General features: G+C 69.1%; 17 protein-coding genes. 8 read left to right on the forward strand and 9 right to left on the reverse strand.

What is annotated here, in order from left to right:
- Nucleotides 1-26 precede the first annotated feature (26 nt).
- Nucleotides 27-395 (reverse strand): hypothetical protein, encoded by a 369-nt coding sequence (locus tag AB0230_RS03510; RefSeq protein ID WP_315993469.1) that lies wholly within the window; start codon nucleotides 393-395, stop codon nucleotides 27-29.
- A gap of 246 nt (nucleotides 396-641) precedes the next feature.
- On the opposite strand from AB0230_RS03510, the gene AB0230_RS03515 reads away from it, so the two are divergent.
- Nucleotides 642-1946: an MFS transporter gene (locus AB0230_RS03515; protein WP_363578112.1), complete on the forward strand. Its 1305-nt coding sequence runs from the start codon at nucleotides 642-644 to the stop codon at nucleotides 1944-1946.
- 54 nt (nucleotides 1947-2000) lie between these two features.
- Nucleotides 2001-2255, forward strand: a complete 255-nt coding sequence (locus tag AB0230_RS03520; RefSeq protein WP_363386723.1) for a hypothetical protein — start codon at nucleotides 2001-2003, stop codon at nucleotides 2253-2255.
- A 39-nt stretch (nucleotides 2256-2294) separates the two neighbouring features.
- Here AB0230_RS03520 and AB0230_RS03525 read toward each other — a convergent pair whose 3' ends face one another.
- From AB0230_RS03525 to AB0230_RS03545, 5 genes are all read right to left on the reverse strand, one after another.
- Nucleotides 2295-3059: an alpha/beta hydrolase gene (locus AB0230_RS03525; protein WP_366373997.1), complete on the reverse strand. Its 765-nt coding sequence runs from the start codon at nucleotides 3057-3059 to the stop codon at nucleotides 2295-2297.
- An 88-nt stretch (nucleotides 3060-3147) separates the two neighbouring features.
- Complete coding sequence (locus AB0230_RS03530; protein ID WP_315993473.1) at nucleotides 3148-3453, reverse strand: hypothetical protein; 306 nt, start codon at nucleotides 3451-3453, stop codon at nucleotides 3148-3150.
- A gap of 154 nt (nucleotides 3454-3607) precedes the next feature.
- The gene (locus AB0230_RS03535; protein ID WP_315993474.1) at nucleotides 3608-4072 is read right to left on the reverse strand and encodes an HPP family protein; all 465 of its coding nucleotides are present in this window, start codon (nucleotides 4070-4072) and stop codon (nucleotides 3608-3610) included.
- Between the two features lie 59 nt (nucleotides 4073-4131).
- Complete coding sequence (locus tag AB0230_RS03540) at nucleotides 4132-4590, reverse strand: hypothetical protein (RefSeq protein ID WP_363578106.1); 459 nt, start codon at nucleotides 4588-4590, stop codon at nucleotides 4132-4134.
- The gene (locus AB0230_RS03545; protein WP_366374000.1) at nucleotides 4587-7058 is read right to left on the reverse strand and encodes a nitrate reductase; all 2472 of its coding nucleotides are present in this window, start codon (nucleotides 7056-7058) and stop codon (nucleotides 4587-4589) included. Before AB0230_RS03545 ends, AB0230_RS03540 begins: the two co-directional genes overlap by 4 nt.
- A gap of 179 nt (nucleotides 7059-7237) precedes the next feature.
- Here AB0230_RS03545 and AB0230_RS03550 point away from each other — a divergent pair, with 179 nt between their 5' ends.
- The 3 genes from AB0230_RS03550 to AB0230_RS03560 all read left to right on the forward strand — a co-directional run bounded on the left by AB0230_RS03550 (nucleotide 7238) and on the right by AB0230_RS03560 (nucleotide 8668).
- On the forward strand, nucleotides 7238-7447 hold the full coding sequence (locus tag AB0230_RS03550; protein WP_363578102.1) for a DUF1653 domain-containing protein: 210 nt from the start codon (nucleotides 7238-7240) through the stop codon (nucleotides 7445-7447).
- Nucleotides 7448-7482: 35 nt separating this feature from the next.
- A complete protein-coding gene (locus AB0230_RS03555; RefSeq protein ID WP_366374003.1) occupies nucleotides 7483-8085 on the forward strand; it encodes a hypothetical protein in 603 nt (200 codons plus the stop codon).
- Nucleotides 8086-8266: 181 nt separating this feature from the next.
- Nucleotides 8267-8668 carry an aldehyde dehydrogenase gene (locus AB0230_RS03560; protein WP_366374005.1) on the forward strand — a complete coding sequence of 134 codons (402 nt, stop codon included), beginning with the start codon at nucleotides 8267-8269 and terminating at the stop codon, nucleotides 8666-8668.
- A 48-nt stretch (nucleotides 8669-8716) separates the two neighbouring features.
- Here AB0230_RS03560 and AB0230_RS03565 read toward each other — a convergent pair whose 3' ends face one another.
- From AB0230_RS03565 to AB0230_RS03575, 3 genes are all read right to left on the reverse strand, one after another.
- Nucleotides 8717-8974 (reverse strand): nuclease, encoded by a 258-nt coding sequence (locus AB0230_RS03565; protein WP_315993480.1) that lies wholly within the window; start codon nucleotides 8972-8974, stop codon nucleotides 8717-8719.
- Between the two features lie 149 nt (nucleotides 8975-9123).
- Nucleotides 9124-10638 (reverse strand): hypothetical protein, encoded by a 1515-nt coding sequence (locus tag AB0230_RS03570; protein WP_366374007.1) that lies wholly within the window; start codon nucleotides 10636-10638, stop codon nucleotides 9124-9126.
- Between the two features lie 9 nt (nucleotides 10639-10647).
- Nucleotides 10648-11595 (reverse strand): hypothetical protein, encoded by a 948-nt coding sequence (locus tag AB0230_RS03575; protein WP_366374009.1) that lies wholly within the window; start codon nucleotides 11593-11595, stop codon nucleotides 10648-10650.
- 414 nt (nucleotides 11596-12009) lie between these two features.
- On the opposite strand from AB0230_RS03575, the gene AB0230_RS03580 reads away from it, so the two are divergent.
- From AB0230_RS03580 to AB0230_RS03590, 3 genes are read left to right on the forward strand one after another with little or no spacing between them, the layout of a single operon-like run.
- Nucleotides 12010-13407, forward strand: coding sequence for an MFS transporter (locus AB0230_RS03580; RefSeq protein WP_366374011.1), 1398 nt, complete (start codon nucleotides 12010-12012; stop codon nucleotides 13405-13407).
- A gap of 4 nt (nucleotides 13408-13411) precedes the next feature.
- Nucleotides 13412-15550 carry a molybdopterin oxidoreductase family protein gene (locus AB0230_RS03585; RefSeq protein WP_366374013.1) on the forward strand — a complete coding sequence of 713 codons (2139 nt, stop codon included), beginning with the start codon at nucleotides 13412-13414 and terminating at the stop codon, nucleotides 15548-15550.
- Nucleotides 15543-17066, forward strand: a complete 1524-nt coding sequence (locus AB0230_RS03590; protein WP_366374015.1) for an FAD-dependent oxidoreductase — start codon at nucleotides 15543-15545, stop codon at nucleotides 17064-17066. Before AB0230_RS03585 ends, AB0230_RS03590 begins: the two co-directional genes overlap by 8 nt.
- Nucleotides 17067-17186 lie beyond the last annotated feature (120 nt).

Genomic DNA, 17186 nt, shown 5'->3' on the forward strand with positions numbered 1-17186 from the left:
GCAACCCGGGCGGACGGGCGTCGTCGTCAGTGTCGACCGCTGTTGCGGTCCCACTCGAGCGAACGGTACTGCAGGTAGGTGCAGAGGTTGGCGGCGACGACGATCTCGGCCCCCAGTGCGCCCATCTCGTGGGGCGGTGCCGTCAGATCCTCCGGTCGGGCCGTGAGGGTCATCTCCCACGCCGGGTCGTCGAAACCGCGAGGCTCCATGTAGATGCTGGCGCGCGCCTTGCGCAGTCGCATGATGACGAGACCCGTGTCATTGGTGCGTTCGCCGTCCTGCTGCGCGACCACGATGTCGGCGCCATTGCTGTTGCCGGCCGCGAGGAAATCGTCGACCCATTCCTGCAGAACGGCGGCGTTGCGTCGGGGCGGAAAAGGGATCTCCTCGGTCACGCATTCATCCTCTCATTGAAACCACTTCCCGGGGATTCGCGCGGTTCGCGCCGACGACCGCCGAACAATCTGCGGGGTCGGACTCCGCGCATCTGTCCTGCCTGTGCCGACCCCGTCACACGATCATGCCGTCGCCGGCGGAAGCGGAAGGCTCTCACCCCGCGGTTCCGCGAGAGGCCTCGTCGCCGGGGTGCACACCGCTCGAGAGACGGACCGCTCGATCGGCCCCCGCCTAGGCTGGTCGGTGTGAGCAACGCCGCCGCGGGACCAGCCGGGCCCGTCGGGCCGGCGGAAGTCCTGCGCACGCCGGCATTCGCGCTCTTCTGGAGCGCGACGACCCTCCGCGCCTTCGGCACGGCGATCGCCGGGGTCGCCTTCCAGGTCCTCATCGTCACGGTCATCCAGGCGACGCCGATGCAGATCAGCATCCTGAGCGCCCTGGGTGTCGTGCCGTACCTCTTCCTCGGGCTCATCATCGGCGCCCTCATGGACCGGTGGCGACGCCAGCCCACGCTGGTGCTGACGAGCGTCGGCCGGGCGGTGGTGCTCGCGACGATCCCCGTGCTCCTGCTCACCGACACGTTGACGTTCTCATCGCTCGCGGTCGTCGTCCTGGCGCTGGGCGTCCTCACGCTGTTCGCCGATTCCGCGGCGCAACCGCTTCTGCCCCATCTGGTCGCCCGGCGGTCCCTCGTCATGGCGAACGCCCGCCTCGGGCAGAGTGCGACCGTCGCCGGCACAGCCGGCCCCGCCCTCGGCGGCGCGTTGCTCACCCTCGTGGGCGCGCCGGTGCTGTTCCTCGTCGAGGCGGGCCTGCTCGCGGTCTCGGCGCTGCTGCAGTCGCGTATTCGCGTGACCGAGACGCGGGCCGAGCCCCGCCCGCTCGGTCGCCATCTCGGTCACGACATCGTCGAGGGAGTGCGGTACACCTACCGGCATCGCACGCTCCGCCCGCTCGCCCTCTCTGTGCACACGTGGTTCCTCGCGCACAGCATCGTGACGACGCTCTTCGGCGTCTTCACGCTGCGGGAGCTCGGCGTGCCCGAGTGGGCGTTCGGTCTGATCCTCGCCGTCGGCGGGGTCGGCGGCTTCCTCGGCGCGGTCGTCGCCCCCCGCATCGGCGCGCGCCTGGGGGCCGGACGTGCGATTCTCCTCGGGCGCACCCTCACCGTCGCACCCTGGCTGGCGCTGGCGCTCCTCCCCCTCACCGCGACGACGTCCCTCGCGCTTCTCCTGCCCCTGCTCGCCGCCGTGCAGTTCCTCTACGCCCTCTCGCAGGGGATCGAGGATGCCAATGAAATGGGCTATCGACAGGCCGTCGCCCCCGATTTCCTACAGGGCCGGATGAACTCGACCATCCGCACCGCCAACCGCGTCATCTTCTTCTTCGGAGCGCTCTCCGCCGGCTTCCTCGTGACCCTCTTCGGCTATCCCGTCGCCCTCGGCGTGGCCGCGATCGTCTTCGCCGTCGCCGCCCTCGTCATCCTCTTCTCGCCCCTCCATCGGGCGCGACACGATGACGACCACGGCGTCCCGGGTGCTTCCGCCTAGCGCCTCGTGCTCTTTCGGCTTCGCATCTCGCTCGCATCCTGCAAGGCTGCGGGGATGCGAGGTTCAGTGTGGGGGCTGCTCACGGCGGCGATCGGAATGACCATCATCGTGCTGCTGATCATCGACGGCACCGCGTACGGCATCTGGCTCGACGAGATCGGTCCTTCCCTCGACATCGCCGAGCAAGCCGCTGCCCCCACGATCGTGCTCCCCGGACTGATCGGGCTCCTGGCGATCGCGCTCATCGTCGGGGGCCTGGCCGTCGGGCTGACCATTCCCCGCGGCCAGAGGGATGACAGGGCTCGCTGAGTCGAGTCACACCTCACGCCCGGCGACGACGAGCCGCCCTCACGGCAGCGGAGGGCGCACCTTCGCCGCGGCGAAGGCCCGAATCCGCTCCGCCGACGCCGCGGGTGCGGTGAAGTGCGCCAGGTGACGATGGCCCGGGATCACCGCCACCTCGCCGTCGGCCGCGCGCGCGGCCAGGAGCTCCGCCCAAGCCTGTCGCGCGATCGGGTCCGTTCCTCCCCGCACGACGAGCAGGGGCACGGTCAGCATCGCGACGCGGTCCTCGATCGGGTAGCTCAGCATGTGCCGGGCCTGACGGACGTACCAGGCGGGTCCGCAGCGCGCGTAGTCGGTGACGACGATGCCGTTGAGGCGAGGCGGCTCGAGAGCCGAGTCGCGCGCCAGCAGCGCCGCCTGCGTCAACGGCCCGCGCCGTGCGCGATCGGTCACGGGCCCGAACGCGACGACCCCGCCGACGAGGTCGGGCCGCCGCACGCCCAGCTCGACCGCCCACTGCGCGCCCATCGAGTGCCCGACCACCACCGCGTCCCGCACGTCCAGCAGATCGAGCACGAGCCCGAGGGCCTCCGAGACGTCCCGGATGCCGGGATTGCGGCCCGGCTTGGGGAGTCCGGCGAAGCCGGGCAGGTCGATCGAGTGCACCTCGGCATCCGTCGCCAGCTGCGCGTGCAAGCGCGCGTGGTACCGGTGCGACATGCCGATGCCGTGGAGGAGGACGTAGATGGGAGCGTTCGCGCGCCGGGTTGAGAACGACCGGAGAGCGAGGTCGTTCACCGTGTGGAGCGTCGGAGTGGGCTGCGTCACATCGGTCACCGTAGGGCCGTTCGTCGCGACCTCGTCCGAGGGTTGCGCCGCGGCCCGGCTCACCCCTCGGGGCGCGCGGGCCGAGCGGTCACCGCGCTGAGGCGACGTGACGTTCGCGCGCGACGCGGATCGGCCGGCGCCACCATGGCGCCTCGCCGGCGGGGGCGCAGTGGTCGTCGTGCGTCGCGAGATGATGCGCCCACAAGGCCTCGGACACCTCCCGGAGGTCGACACCTGCTGCGACGACGCGCGCCTCCTCGTCGAACGCGCTCCACACGCCCTCGGGATCCCGACTGACGTACCCGAACAGTCGACGCGAGCACGCGCCCATCACGAAGTCGTCTTCGACGCGCTTCCACGTCGGATGCAGGTGGACACCGGTCAGCGAGAACATCGGCCGCTCCTTCGCGCGCCAGGATTCGGGGTGTCAGGGATTCTTGCACTCGGGAAACGCACAGGTAACCGATCCTTCGCATCCCGGTGGGTCGACTGCTCTTTGCGGCCGTGACCCTGGCACCACGGTCCGCCGGGAGGGGTACCGGCTGAGCTCATCCTCCTTCGTGCTCCCTCCCCAGCAGCAGCCTGTTCAGCCCCCACCCCGCCACAGTGACCAGGACGATCGCCCCCGCCATCGCGGCCAGTTGCGTCGGCTGGGTCAGGATGCCGAGACTCACGATCAGCGTCGTCGCCCCCGCGGGCGGGTGGGGCGTCTTCAGCAACGTCAGCACCACCGTGGTGGTCGCGACGGAGAGGGCTCCCGCGGCGAGGTAGCTCGCGGTGAGACCCCCGGACGGCACGGGCGGCTGCCCGTTCAGCCCGAGGGCGTAGAAGCACGCGGCTCCGACGACGAGCCCCACCCCGTGCCCTACGAGCGCGTTCCGCGGGCGTGAAGACGGCGTCTCGGGGGACTCGAAGAACAGCATCACGGTGGGCCCGAGGCTCGGGAACAGCCACGGCTGCCGGGTGGCGAGCCCGACCGCGCCGGCGAGCGCGAGCGCAACCAGCGACAGCACCCCTGCATACAAGGCCGCACCGCTCGGTCGCTGCCGCAGCCGCGCGCCGACCCGCTTCATCATGACGCCACGAGCAGCGCCTGGGGGGCGGCCTGCTTCAGCCGCGTCGAGAGCCAGGCCTGCTGCGTCTTCGTCTGCGCCTCGCAGTCCTCGATGATCGCGAGCAGTTCTTCGTCGCGCAGAGCCAGGGCGGCCTGCTTCACCACCGTCCACGTCGTGTCGACGAAGGCCACGAGAGCATGCAGGTCCTGCAGGTCGCGCAGCAGCCCGAGGGGCCCGCCCCGACTCTCGTTCATCGCCTCCGCGTGGAAGCGCTCGGGTTCGGCATCCGGTTCCTCGCCGTACCGCTCGACGACCGGGGCGAGCCGGCGGACGTGCTCGTCGCACTGCTGCGCCAGCGTGTGCGAGAGGTGGAAGACGTCGGGTTCGTCGCCGTGGCCGTCGGCGAGCTGCCGGAACGACTGCGCGAGCACGTCCTCCCCTGCGTGCAGCAGCCCGAGGTACGACGCGAGGTTCACGATTCCTCCCCCGTCGCGATCTGCGGCGGCTCGACAGGCCGCAGCGACTCCTGGGCCTCCCCCTCGGGTCCGCCGACGGTGGCGGGCACGGAGGAGGCCGGACGGGATGCCGTCGTCGTCGGCGCCGGCGCCGGCGCCACCCCGTCCGCGACCTTCTGCACCTCCACCGCCGCGACCTTGAACAGAGGTTGCTTCGACACCGGGTCCCACTCGGTCATCGTGAGCTCGTTGGCCGCGGTCGGATGCCCACCGGGCCCCGATCGCCCCTCCTCCCAGTACCCGTAGTGGAACGGCGCGAACACGCACCCGTCTCGCACGTCGCCGACACGGGCCGGCACGACGATCTCTCCGCGGGCCGAGGTCACCCGCACGAGGTCGCCTTCGCGGATGCCGCGCTCCGCGGCATCCGTCCGCGACAACTCGACCCACGCCGAGGGCGCCGCGCGCTGCAGCTGCCGCGTGCGCCCCGTCTTCGTCCGGGTGTGGAAGTGGTACGCCGTCCGCCCCGTCGAGTACTGGAGGGGGAAGTCCGCGCTCGGCGACTCGTGCGGCGGGTTGTAGGCCGCGGCTTTGAGGATCGCGCGGCCGTCCACGCGCATCGCCTTGTAGGTCACCGGTCCGATGGTCGCCCCGGTCAGCAAATCGTGCCCGTAGGTCTCGGCGCGGTCGAGGTCGGTGGGGAAGACGCCGTCGCCGTACAGGCGCACCGTCCCGTCGGGGTGCTCGTCGTTGCACGGCCAGGGCACGCCGCTGCCGCCGCGGAGCTTGTCGTAGCTGAGGCCGGTGTAGTCGCAGAGCCGCCCGCGGGTGCACTCCTGCCAGGCGCGGAAGCCGTCTTCGGGCCCGATCCAGTCGAGCAGCGGGGCGCCGTCGTCGCGGCGGAAGTCCATGCGCCGGGCGTAGTCGAGGAAGATGTCGAGGTCGCTGCGCGCCTCCCCCGGCGGCTCGACGGCCTTCTCCGACAGGTGCACCGTGCGGTTGACGTTGGTGAACGTCCCCTGCTTCTCGCCCCATCCCGCCGCCGGCAGCACGACGTCGGCCAGCATCGCCGTCTCGGTCAGGTAGAGGTCCTGCACGACGAGGAACAGCTCGGGCTTCGCGAGGATGCGCCGGATCCGCTCCGCCTGCGGCATCGACACCGCCGGGTTCGTCGCCTGCACCCACAGGAACTCGATGCTCCCCTGCTCGGCGTACCGGAAGATCTGCATCGCGTGCGTCGGCGGCGACCAGTGCGGGATCTGATCGACGTGCACACCCCACAGCTCGGCGAGCTGGCGCACGTGCTCGGGGTTCTCCCAGTTGCGGAACCCCGGGAGGTCGCCGTCCGCCCCGGCCTCGCGCGCGTTCTGCGCGGTCGGTTGCCCGTTCATCTGCAGGATCCCGGCACCCGGTCGCCCGATCCTGCCGGTGAGCAGGTGCAGATTGTTGACCTGGCACGCGGATGCCGTGGCATCCGACGCTTGATAGAACCCCTGCAGCACCGTCGAGAGCACGCGCGGCGAATGCGCGAAGATCCGGGCGGCTGCGCGCACGTCGTCGGCGTCGACGCCGCAGGTCTCGGCGACGGCCTCGGGCGTCCACGGCTCGACCGTGGTCTTCAGCTCGTCGAAGCCGACGGTGTGCGCGGTGATGTAGTCCTCATCGATCCAGCCGTTCGTGAGCAGTTCGCGGATCAGTCCGTTCATCAGTGCGAGGTTCGTGCCCGGTCGCACCGGAAGGTGCACGTCGGCGCGACGGGCGACCTCGGTCAACCGCGGATCGACGCACACCACGCGCGGCGGGTTGGGGCCGGCGAGGCGGTCGAGCACGCGCGTCCACAGCACGGTCTGCGTCTCGGCCATGTTGTGTCCGAACAGGAAGATGGCGTCGCACTCGTCGATGTCGGCATAGCTACCGGGCTGGCCGTCGGAACCGAAGCTCTCCTTCATGGATGCCGCAGCCGTGGCCGTGCACAACCGGGTGTTGCCGTCCATGTGCGGGGTGCCCAGGCCCGCCTTGCCGATGATGCCGAGGGCGTAGTACTCCTCGAGGAACAGCTGCCCCGAGCTGTAGAAGCCGTGGGTCAGTGGGCCTTTCCCGCGCAGTAGATTCTGGCTGCGTTCGACGATCCGGGTCATCGCGGTGTCCCAGTCGGTCTCGACCAGTTCGCCGTCCACGCGAATCATGGGTCGGGTGAGGCGGTCGGGACTCGTCATCCCCTGCCAACTGCCGAACAGTCCCTTCGGACCCAGGCGCCCGTGATTGACGATGTCCATCGGGCGACCGCGCACCCCCACCATCCGCCCGTCCTTCACGGCGATGTCGGTGCCGCACCCGTTGCTGCACAGCACGCACGCCGACTGCACCCACCGGTCGACGTCGTCCTCCGTGAGCCCGTCGGCGAGCTTCAGGTCGACGCGCACCGGCCACCGCTCCCCCTGCGCGAACGGCGTGCGCGTGCCCCAGATGTGTTCGATGCGATCGATCATGATCACGTCCTCCCGGTCGGCGGCGACGGTAGGACGGCTTCGGCGAACGACGCAGTACCTCGACAGGGGATGGAGGTAGTGCCAAGGTTCGCTCGCTCGGCGAAGCCGCTGCTGCTGGCAGACTCGGACACCGAGACCGTGCGCGCTGACGCGTCGTTCGGGGGAAGGATGGTCGGAGAGTGGAAATCGAACCCGGCATCTACGAACACTTCAAAGGCCAGCGGTACGAGGTCTTCGGCATCACCCGGCATTCCGAGACCGAGGAGATCTTCGTCTCCTACCGAAAGCTCTACGACGACTATTCGTACTGGGTGCGCCCGGTCGAGATGTTCACCGGGTCCGTCGAACGCGACGGCTATTCCGGTCCGCGATTCCGGCGCATCGCGTAACGCGTCTCGGCGGTATCCCGTGCGAGAGTGACGACGTGAAACTGTATTCCGACTTCGCGGCGCAGCGGGTGCGTCAGGTGACGGTCGACGTCGTCGCCCTCGTTCTCATCGCGCTGAGCGTCGCGACGGGGATCACGGTCTTCTCCACCGTCAGCCGACTCGCGCAATTCGGGCGCGACATGCAGACCGCCGGCGCGGACTTCCGATCGTCGATGACCGATGTCGGCGCCCGGTTGAGCGGCGTCCCCCTCATCGGGTCGGGCATCAGCGCCCCCTTCGACACGGCCGGCTCCGCAGGCGACACCCTCGCCTCGGCCGGTCAGACGCAACAAGACCTCGTGCTGCAGGCGGCGACCGTGCTCGGGATCGGCGTCGCCGGCCTGCCGATCCTGATCGTGCTGCTCGTGTGGCTCTTTCCCCGCCTGCGCTTCGTCACGCGCGCGACGCGCACCCGCGCTCAGCTGCGCGCCGGTCTCGACTCCGACCTCCTCGCGCTCCGCGCCCTCACCCACCAGAAGGTGGCCGCCATCGCGAAGGTCGGCCCCGACGCCCTCGGCGCCTGGCGCCGCGGCGACCGCGAGGTCGTGCAGCGGCTCGCCGGAATGGAACTGAGGTCGGTCGGCATCCGCGTTCGGTGAAGGTGGACGCTCATCGCCCGCGGCGGGCGTTCGACGTCACCGGTAGATGGGCATTACACGACCTGATGAACCTGCCGCGGGCACTGTCGACCGTCACCGCCTCCGGCGTAGCATCGCCCGTACGCCGGAGTCCCTTCGCGGCATCCGGTCCCTCCGTCACAACGAGCACTCGGGAGAAGCAATGGACACGATGGCCATGATGAAGTCGATGGACATGGGCGAGATGACCATGGACATGGATGCCATGCAGGAATGCATGCAGTCCCTGAACGCGTGCGCGATGGCCGCGGCGATGTGCGCCGGCAGCGACATGATGCACGGCCCCGAGATGGCGACCTGTTGCGCCATGTGCTCGAACATGGTCGAGATGGCTCAGGCGACGATGCACATGATGATGCGTCCGGCCGGCATGAATATGGACGTGATGAGCGCCATGATGACCGCCTGCATGACCATGGGCAAGGCGTGCGCCGCCGAGTGCCGCGCCCACGGCGACATGGACGAGATGTGCCGCTACTGCGCCATGGCCTGCGACGACATGGTCATGAAGTGCGAGGCCATGATGGCGTCGATGAGCGCTTGAGTTCTGTTCTTTACTGCGGCCGCTGACGTTTCGTCGGCGGCCGCTCGGCTATGCGGCGCGCGCGGTCGTGATGATCGCGGACGCGCTGAGCAGCTCGGCGACCGGGTGGTACGCCACCGGCTCCCCCACCGCGATGTCGACGGCCGGGCCGATGATCCGCAGCCGCACCGTCGTGCCGTTCAGCGGCGCGATCGTCGCGGTCGAGCCGTCGGCTTCGGTGACGAGGCCGTCCCACCACGCAGACGGGTTCGAGGCCGCCATGCAGCGCTGGATCGGGTGGACTGTCGACGAGATCGTGCGGGACATGGCTTCACCTGCCTTCGGAGTGGTTGGTGTGATGAAGCTACGGGATGCCGCGGGGACGGGCGATCTGGGGCGTAGTGGGGCGTAACAGCGGGGAAACCGCGACGCTCTGGAGGTTAGCCAGTTTCGCTCGCCCTGAGCGTTCCAGCGCACTATCGAACTAGCAGCGCTGCGAGAGCTGCGACCGCATATACAGCCGGGACCACTAGCCGGATCCTGAACACTGTTCTACGAGCGGAAACTATGGACTCCAACCGCAGGATCTCGTCGCGTTCCGAATCTGTCAGAAGGTCAGCAACGGTCCGAAGGTCCTTCCGCAAGTTATCTAACGGAGCGCTCAGCGGCGGCCCCTCGACCGCAGCGTTCCACAGGATCAATCCGATAAGGAAGAAGAACAACAGGATGCGCAGATCTTGAGCCTGACCATCCGTCAGCACCTTGGTGGTCTGCGCGATAATTACGCCTCCAATCGCCAGAAGTGAGGCGACTGACCGCTCAATTGCGACACGAGCCGCCGCAACGACTTGCTCAGTGGTTCGATTTGCGATGTCCAGAGCTAGCGTCCGTGCGGATCTCCTCGAAAGAAGAACTTCGCTCACAGCATCTCGGCGAAGAGTGGCGAACACAGCAGCGGCGGCCTCGTAGACATCCGCACTCCGCTCCCATGGCGGCTGGTCCCGATAAAGGCTCGCTACCTGTTGCACAGCCAAACGCTGGTCGACGGCATCAGGCGCGCTCGCCCACTCCCACATTTCGTACGCTCGTCGAGCTTGATACTCGTCCACCTCAACGACTGCACGCTCGAGGCGATGAGTCACCCGCTGGAGTCCGAAGATTTCGACAACGAGCGCGCCGTCGGCGCGGAGAATTTCGACCTTCGTCGAAAGGGCGACCCACGACATGGTCGCGCACCTCCTCCACGCGGCTCTTTCGAGATCGACTAGCCTCAGTCCGGTCCTCAGCGTCGGAGTCAAGGCCTTTGGGCTGGCCGCTTCGGGACAGTTAGGCACTCGCCGTTGACTCGCTGCGCTTCGAGCGAATATTTGTTTTGCCTGAGAACTGTCCGTGGCAGACGAGAGCGGCACAATTGCTGATCGACCGAGGTGAAGTACGTTCCCTTCCTCGAGGTTCTCGACCAGGAAGATTGCAGGTTTCTCCGCATCCCAAGTGGGTCCGAGGGCCCATACCGGAACATCCACCAGAAGCGCTTCGACGCTGGAGACTTCCGGAAGCACTCGCCACGTCACCGACGGCTCGGCAGTAGTTAAAGCCGATGCGAGATCGTGGGTGAGGGTGACGGTCCATCTACCCGGCAAGGCGAGGGCCGCATCCGCGTCGCCAGCCCAAGCATCGGTCGCCGTATCAATCAGCTCACGGCTGAAAGTTTGCAGGTAGTCGACGGGGCTCCGACGAGACACAACTGGGTTCGCGCCCGCCGCCATCTGGACCACCAATGACGCTTCGCCGAACTTCCCTTCAGCCGCGATCCTCCCCACTTGGCCAAGCGAATTGTTCAAATCAGCCAGCATCTTGGCAGGGTTATCACCAGACTTGACAATCGAGACGGAACTCAGGTTCCTGGTGACAGTCCAACCGCTTGCTCCCAAGATGCGGACCGATGCGCTCCACTCGCGTGTTTCTCGAAGTGCTCCTATAAACTCATCCACGCTTTGACGTTAGGGCGTACTACCGACATCGGATGGCTGGACCGGCGTGAGCGGCGTGCTCGTACGGATGACTGTTTCATAGTCCGTCCCGACTTGCGACGTTCGAACTTGAGCCAACCGCGCCAGAGGCAACTTGAGCTCGATGTCATCGGCCTCGAAGCTCTTTTTTGCAATGAGGGCAAATTGGGGACGGATCATTCCGGGCATCGATCCCCCGGCCCCGAGTTCCGGCGCGGTGGCGTGAAAGGTCGGCACCTGAGCACGGATCCGCTCGATTACTACCTCAGCGTCACCACCGTTGCCGACAGCTGCGGCAGCTGCAGCGATGCGAGTTGGCGGCAACTCGGAAAGCTGCTCAATCAACGCCTTCTCGGTGACTCGCGCGTTCGGCGAAGCATCGATGCGATAAGCATTTTGAAAGTACTTCGCTGTCCCCTCAACGACGGCGTCTAGGACGACGAGATTGGAATGAGGCGCTCGTGGATCTGGCCACGAAAGACCCTTCTGTATGTCTCCGGGGCGAGGCAATAGGTCCTTGAAGACTCTGAGGCGCACGCCCTCGCCGCTGCGGTCAAGCTGGGCTGCCTCGACCTCGGCGTCGAGTTTTAGCAGGCTGACAGTGCGATCTGCGGCTCCACGTCGAGCCTCGACGACGAGGGCGACCACACATGACGATGAGTTGACCCCCTGCATGGCGTCTGCAAGCTGTCGCACTAGACGACCTGCGGTCTCGACGAATTGAGCTCTGTCGGCTGTCAGCGCAGTAGTGAAGTCATCCTCAAGAGTCGAATCCGGCCGAAAACGACCTCGAGTTTCGGACGCGTTCGTTGTTTTCCTCAGCCGATCGACGTGACGAACAAGAAAATCTTCCTCTTCATCGTCGAGATCGCTCCACGTCGGAGAGATGACATTCCTACCTCGCTCAGTAATCACAGCGAGTGCACACTTCTCGATCATTGGCCCCCCTCGGACAAATCGACCCCGGCCGGTTGCTCGACACTATCTTTTCCTGGATTAGAGAAACAAACTGCATAGGCAAAGCGGGCTGGCCCGACCTGAGCTGCCCTCCCAGGGTCAAACGTCAGCGGCGCCGAGCGCGCACAACGCGCCACCAAGCGAGCAGTCGCCTCGAGAGCGGAGTTCGCAGCGAAGCAGTGCCCCTGATGGCACCGAGCCCTCCTAAGAAGGACCGCTGTCGATGTAACGCCCAAGTAAACTCCCCCTCTCCCACCCCGCCCCGCGGGGTGAGCCAACCGTTACCTCCCCGCCCCCGCTAACGCCCTCCCGGGAAACCCCTCCTCCCTACGCTGACGGCACGCCCCGCCCATGCGAGGCGCTGCACCTCCCCCGCATCGCCCACCGGAGGCCCCCGTGACCGTCACCGACCCGCGCCCCGAAACCGCCACGCCGCCCGCAGCCGCAGCGCCCGAGGCCGAGAGCGCCGAGCTACAACACCGCCCCGGCCGCTGGATCGACAACTGGAACCCCGAGAACGCCACGCAGTGGGCGAAAGAGGGCAAGGCCATCGCCTCCCGCAACCTGCGGTGGTCGATCTTCGCAGAGTTCCTCGGCTTCGTCGTGTGGCAGCTGTGGTCGGTCGTCGTCGTGTCGCTGCCTGCGGCGGGATTCCAGCTGTCGACGGGTGAGATCTTCTGGCTCATCTCCATGCCGAGCCTCGTCGGTGCGACGCTGCGCATCCCCTACACGTTCATGGTTCCGCGCTTCGGCGGCCGCAACTGGACGATCGTCTCCGCCGCTCTTCTGCTCATCCCGAGCATCGGGCTCGCCATCGCGGTGTCGAACCCCGCGACGCCTTTCGGCCTCCTGCTCCTGATCGCCGCGTTCGCCGGCTTCGGCGGGGGCAACTTCGCCAGCTCGATGTCGAACATCACGTTCTTCTACCCGGCCGCGCAGAAGGGATACGCCCTCGGACTCAACGCCGCCGGCGGCAACCTCGGCGCCTCGGTCGCGCAGTTCGTCGTGCCCATCGTCATCACCGTCGGCGCCGCCGCCACCCTCAACCTGCCGCTCGCGGGCCTCATCTGGGTGCCGCTGATCCTCGTCGCGATGGTCGGCGCGTACCTCCGCATGGACAACCTCTCCGCCGCGAAGGCCGACATCACGGCATCCCTCGCCGCTCTCAAAGAGCCGCACATGTGGGTGCTCTCGCTGCTCTACATCGGCACCTTCGGCTCGTTCATCGGCTTCGCGGGCGTCTTCCCCAAACTCCTCGCCGACACGTTCCCCGACTTCAAGGGAATCGCCATCGGTACCGCGACCGTGACCCTCGCCTTCCTCGGCGCCCTCGTCGGCTCGCTCGCCCGCCCCTACGGGGGCAAGCTCGCCGACCGCTTCGGCGGAACCGTCATCACGATCGGCGCCTTCACGGTGATGGGGCTCGGCATCCTGAGTGTGATGCTCACCCTGCCGATGCAGAACTTCGCGATCTTCCTGCTGTGCTTCCTCGTGCTGTTCGCGGCGGCGGGCATCGGCAACGGCTCGACGTACCGCATGATCCCGACGATCTTCGCCCTCAAGGCCAACGGCGGCGTCGGCGCGCAGCGCAAGGCCGCCGCGGCCCTCGGCCTCATCTCGGCGATCGGCGCCTACGGCGGCTTCTTCATCCCGCAGCTGCTCGGCTTCTCGAAGACGACGTTCGGCTCGTACACCCCCGCCCTCGGCTGGTTCGCCCTCGCGTACGTCGCGTTCCTCGCCCTCACCGCGGGCGTCTACCTGCGGATGTCGAAGAAGACCGGAACGCGGATCTGACCCCATGAGCTCCGCCGACACCCACTGCCCCTACTGCGCACTGCAGTGCGCCATGACCGTCAGCCACGCGGGCGCCACGACGGTCACGGGCCGCGACTTCCCCACCAACCGGGGAGGGCTCTGCGCCAAGGGCTGGACGTCGGCGGAGCTCCTGGCATCCCCCCACCGACTCCGGATGCCACTGATGCGGCGCCCCGACGGGACCCTCGCCGAGACCACCTGGGATGAAGCACTGGATGCCGTGGCCGCGGCGTTCCGCGACACGAAAGCCACGCACGGCCCCGACGCCAACGCCATCTTCGGCGGCGGCGGTCTCACGAACGAGAAGGCGTACCAGCTCGGCAAGTTCGCTCGCGTCGCGCTCGGCACCTCGCGCATCGATTACAACGGCCGCTTCTGCATGTCGTCGGCGGCGGCGGCATCCAATCGCGCCTTCGGGATGGACCGGGGCCTGCCCTTCCCCGTCACCGACCTCGACGACGCCTCGACGATCCTGCTGCTCGGCTCGAACGTCGCCGCGACCATGCCGCCGTTCCTCGCCCACCTCGCCGGGGCGCGCGCAGCCGGCGGGCTGATCGTCGTCGACCCGCGCCGCTCCGCCACCGCGCGCCTCACCGAGGACGGTGCCGGAAACCACCTGCAGCCCGCTCCCGGCACCGACCTTCCGCTGCTGCTCGGCCTCACGCACATCGTCATCACCGAGAACCTCCTCGACCGCGCGTATATAGAGGAGCGCACGACGGGGTTCGACGCGGTGCGGCGATCGGTCGGGGCGTGGTGGCCGGAGCGGACGTCCTCGACCACCGGCGTCCCCGTGGCGCAGCTCCGCGAAACCGCACGGCGCCTCGCCGCGGGGCGCGCGTACATCCTCACCGGACGCGGCGTCGAACAGCACGTCGACGGCACCGCCACCGCGACCGCCGCGATCAACCTCGCCCTCGTGCTGGGGCTCGTCGGCCGCGAGGGCTCGGGCTACGGCACCCTCACCGGGCAGGGCAACGGCCAGGGCGGGCGCGAGCACGGCCAGAAGGCCGACCAACTGCCCGGCTACCGCTCCATCCGCGACCCCGACGCCCGCCGCCATGTCGCCGGGGTGTGGGGCATCGACCCCGATGAGATCCCGGATGCCGGCATCCCGGCCACCGCTCTTCTGGCCGAACTCGGCGGGCCGGTGAAGACGCTGCTCGTCGCCGGGTCCAACGTCGTGGTGTCGGCGCCCGACGTGGATGCCGTGCATTCGCGGCTCGCCGCCCTCGACACCCTCATCGTCTCCGACTTCTTCCTCTCCGAGACCGCGGAGCTCGCCGACATCGTGCTGCCCGTGCTGCAGTGGGCGGAGGAGGAGGGCACGATGACCTCCCTCGAGGGTCGGGTGATCCGCCGTCGCCGAGCGCTCCCCGGACCCGACGGCGCCCGCAGCGAGCTGTGGATCCTGGCCGAGATCGCGCGGCGCCTGGGCGCGGCATCCACCTGGTCGACGGATCCGGCCGAGGTGTTCGACGAGCTCGCCCGAGCCTCGGAGGGCGGCATCGCCGACTACTCGGGCCTCTCGCACGCGCTGCTCGACACGGGAATCGAGGCGTATTGGCCGTACCGCTCCGAGGGCACCCCGCGACCGTTCACCCGGCGCTTCGCCCACGCCGACGGCCGCGCGCGTCTCGTGGCGGTGGATGCCACCCCCCCGGCGCCCACGGATCGCGGAGATGAGCTCACCCTCGTCACCGGCCGCTACCTGCAGCAGTACCAGTCGGGCACGCAGACCCGGCGGGTCGCCGAGCTGAACGGGGCCCGCCCCGAGGCGCGGCTCGAGATCCACCCGGCCACGGCGTCGCGGCTCGGCATCCGCGAGAATGCGGTCGTCCTCGTGTCGAACGAGCGGGGCGTGGTGCGGGCGCGGGCGACGGTGACGACCGACATCCGCCACGACACCGTCTTCCTGCCGTTCCACTACGCGGGCGACGAGTGCGCCAACCGGCTGACCGAGGCGCTCGTCGACCCGACGTCGGCCATGCCGGAGTTCAAGCGCACGCGGGTGCGCGTGGCTCCGGAGGCCGCTGTGCCCGTGCCCGCGTTCCCGCGGGGGTCCGTGGTGGTCTCGGCGCATCCGGACCCTGTTCGCATCGAGGAGGGAACCCATGCCTGAACGCGTGGTGCTGGTCGGCTACGGCCCCGTCGGAGCGCGGCTCGTCGAGGGTCTGCTGCCCGCCGTGCGCGAGGGGCGCATCGACCTGACGGTCGTCGGCGCCGAGCCCCACGATGCGTACAACCGCGTCTTGGTCGCCGAATATGCCGTCGGACGCATGGATCGCGCCGGGCTCGACCTCGGCGACCGTCGCGTCGCTGAACAGGCGGGAGCGCGGTTCCTCCTCGGGGTCGCGGTGGCCGGAGTCGACCGCACGCTCCGCTCGGTGCGGCTGGAAGACGGCATCCGTCTGGCCTACGACCGACTCGTGCTGGCGACGGGCGCCCGCGCGAACGTGCCGACGCTCGCCGGGGTGCGACGCTCCGCGGCCCTCGACGGCGACCTTCCGCGCGGTGTCGTGGCGTTGCGCGACCTCGCCGACGCCGAGGTGGTGCGCGCTGCGGTCTCGGCCGGGAGGCGGATCGTCGTGCTCGGCGCGGGGGTGCTCGGCATGGAGCTCGCCCTCGCCGCGGCCGAGGCGGGCGCCGAAGTGACGGTGGCGTACCACTCCGCGGCGCCGATGAACCGCACGCTCGACGAGAACGGCGGGCGCGTCCTCGCCGCCGCCGCGGTGGCCGCGGGGGTCGAGATGAGGCACCACGCGCGGGCCGAGAGCATCGTGCACCGCTACGACGACCACGGGCAGGCGTGGTTCGACGGCCTGGTCTGCGCCGACGGGCGCGTGCTCGCGGGCGACCTGCTCGTGCTGTCGTGCGGGGTGGGTGCGCGCACCGAGATCGCCGCAAGGGCCGGACTCTCCGTGTCAGCCGGCGTGCTCGTCGACGGCTCCTCCCGCTCTTGGACCGACGAGAACGTCTTCGCCATCGGCGACTGCGCGCACGTCGCCGACCCCGCCGACGCGGCGCCCGACGGACGCGTCCCCGGCGGGCCGAGCGGACTGATCGGCCCCGGCTGGCGCCAGGCAGACCGCCTCGCGACGCTGCTCTCGTCCGGAGCCTCGGCGCCCGCACCGGCCGAGCGCCCGGGCGTCGTCATGCTCAAGGCCGAGGGCATCGACGTGGTCGCCGGCGGCGTCGTCGACGCCGACCCCTTCGCGCACGCTCCCGGATGCCACGGCCCGCAGGTCACGATCTGGGCCGACCCCGCGCGCGGTGCGTACGTCAAACTCGTCACCGTCGACGGTGTCCTCACCGGCTTCGTCGCGGTCGGGATGCCGCGCACCGGCGCCGAACTCGCCCTGCTGTTCGAGCGGGGCTCGGAGCTGCCCGCCGATCGGTCGTCGCTCCTGCGACTCGACGCGCCCGACGCCGGTATGGCCGTGGTCGCCGACCCTTTCGCGGCCGATGCCACGGTGTGCTGGTGCAACGGCGTGAGCGCCGGCGCGATCCGCGAGGCCGCCGCCGCCGGAGAGCCGACGGTCGGGTGCGTCAAAGCCGCGACCCGCGCCGGAACCGGCTGCGGCGGCTGCGTCGGCCGGATCACCGAACTGCTCGCACGTGAGGCCGTGCCCGCGTAGCGCGCGCGGGCCCGCTCCGCGTGTGAGGGGTCAGATTTTGTCGCCCGGCGGCCACGGGAGCGACGATTCTCGACCCCTCACGCGCGCCCCGCGGGCGCGGGCTGGGGGACGACACGTCCG

The sequence above is a fragment of the Microbacterium sp. NPDC089190 genome, assembly GCF_040701795.1.
In the GTDB taxonomy this organism is placed as follows: Bacteria; Actinomycetota; Actinomycetes; order Actinomycetales; family Microbacteriaceae; genus Microbacterium; species Microbacterium galbum.

Excerpts from the sequence above, each read along its gene's own strand:
- AB0230_RS03565 (WP_315993480.1), bottom strand. The coding sequence starts at position 8,974 with ATGTCCCGCACGATCTCGTCGACAGTCCACCCGATCCAGCGCTGCATG.
- AB0230_RS03560 (WP_366374005.1), top strand. The coding sequence starts at position 8,267 with ATGGACACGATGGCCATGATGAAGTCGATGGACATGGGCGAGATGACC.
- AB0230_RS03575 (WP_366374009.1), bottom strand. The coding sequence starts at position 11,595 with ATGATCGAGAAGTGTGCACTCGCTGTGATTACTGAGCGAGGTAGGAAT.
- AB0230_RS03520 (WP_363386723.1), top strand. The coding sequence starts at position 2,001 with ATGCGAGGTTCAGTGTGGGGGCTGCTCACGGCGGCGATCGGAATGACC.
- AB0230_RS03545 (WP_366374000.1), bottom strand. The coding sequence starts at position 7,058 with ATGATCGATCGCATCGAACACATCTGGGGCACGCGCACGCCGTTCGCG.
- AB0230_RS03530 (WP_315993473.1), bottom strand. The coding sequence starts at position 3,453 with ATGTTCTCGCTGACCGGTGTCCACCTGCATCCGACGTGGAAGCGCGTC.
- AB0230_RS03585 (WP_366374013.1), top strand. The coding sequence starts at position 13,412 with ATGAGCTCCGCCGACACCCACTGCCCCTACTGCGCACTGCAGTGCGCC.
- AB0230_RS03590 (WP_366374015.1), top strand. The coding sequence starts at position 15,543 with ATGCCTGAACGCGTGGTGCTGGTCGGCTACGGCCCCGTCGGAGCGCGG.